General features: G+C 64.6%; 1 protein-coding gene. It reads right to left on the bottom strand.

Translation table 11 applies throughout. The features are described from left to right. The coding region (locus AB0I42_RS24445) for a tetratricopeptide repeat protein (RefSeq protein WP_357540395.1) at positions 1-1,093 on the bottom strand (1,093 nt) is incomplete at its 3' end. Positions 1,094-1,111 lie beyond the last annotated feature (18 nt).

Below are 1,111 nucleotides of genomic sequence, written 5' to 3'. Positions count from 1 at the left end.
CGAGGCTGTTCAAGGCCCCAGCGAGGTCGGGTAGGAAAGCCGCATTGGTATCGGCCAGCGTCCGCCAGAAGTCGACGGCCTCCTCAGTCGGCGCCACCGCGTCCTGCCGTCGCCCTACCTCGGCATACCGGATGCCGAGGTTGTTCAAGGCCCCAGCGAGGTTGGGTAGGAAAGCTGCGTTGGTACCGGCCAACATTCGAAAGGTGTGGACAGCCTCTTTAGTCGGCGCCACCGCGTCCTGCCGTCGCCCTACACCGGCATAGTGGCTTCCGAGGTTGTTCAAGGCCCCAGCGAGGTTGGGTAGGAAAGCTGCGTTGGTACCGGCCAACATTCGATAGGTCTCAACGGCCGCTTCAACCGGCGCCACCGCGTCCTGCCGTCGCCCTACACCGGCATACCGGATGCCGACGCTGTTCAAGGCCCCAGCGAGGTTGGGTAGGAAAGCTGCGTTGGTATCGGCCAACATTCGATAGGTTTCGACGGCCTCTTCAGTCGGCGCCACCGCGTCCTGCCGTCGCCCTACACCGGCATAGTGGCCGCCGAGGTTGTTCAAGGCCCCAGCGAGGTTGGGCAGGAAAGCCGCGTTGGTATCGGCCAACATTCGATAGGTTTCGACGGCCTCTTCAGTCGGCGCCACCGCGTCCTGCCGTCGCCCAACCTCGGCATAGTGGCCGCCGAGGTTGTTCAAGGCCATAGCGAGGTTGGGCAGGGCAGCGTCGTTGGCATCGGCCAGCGTCCGCCGGAGTTCGACAGCTTCCTCAGCCGGCGCCACCGCGTCCTGTCGTCGCCCTACCGTGGCATAGCGGCTGCCGAGGCTGTTCAAGGCCCCAGCGAGGCCGGGTAGGAAAGCCGCGTTGGTACTGGCCAACATTCGATAGGTCTCGACGGCCTCTTCAGTCGGCGCCACCGCGTCCTGCCATCGTCCTACCTCGGCATAGCGGCTGCCGAGGTTGTTCAAGGCCCCAGCAAGGTCGGGTAGGAAAGCCGCGTTGGTACTGGCCAACATTCGAAAGGTTTCGACGGCCTCTTCAGTCGGCGCCACCGCGTCCTGCCATCGTCCTACCTCGGCATAGCGGCTGCCGAGGTTGTTCAAGGCCCCAGCAAGGTCGGG

It is taken from the genome of Polymorphospora sp. NPDC050346, from assembly GCF_040655695.1.
GTDB classification, from domain to species: domain Bacteria; phylum Actinomycetota; class Actinomycetes; order Mycobacteriales; family Micromonosporaceae; genus Polymorphospora; species Polymorphospora lycopeni.
This window is presented reverse-complemented; position numbering and strand designations above follow the sequence as displayed.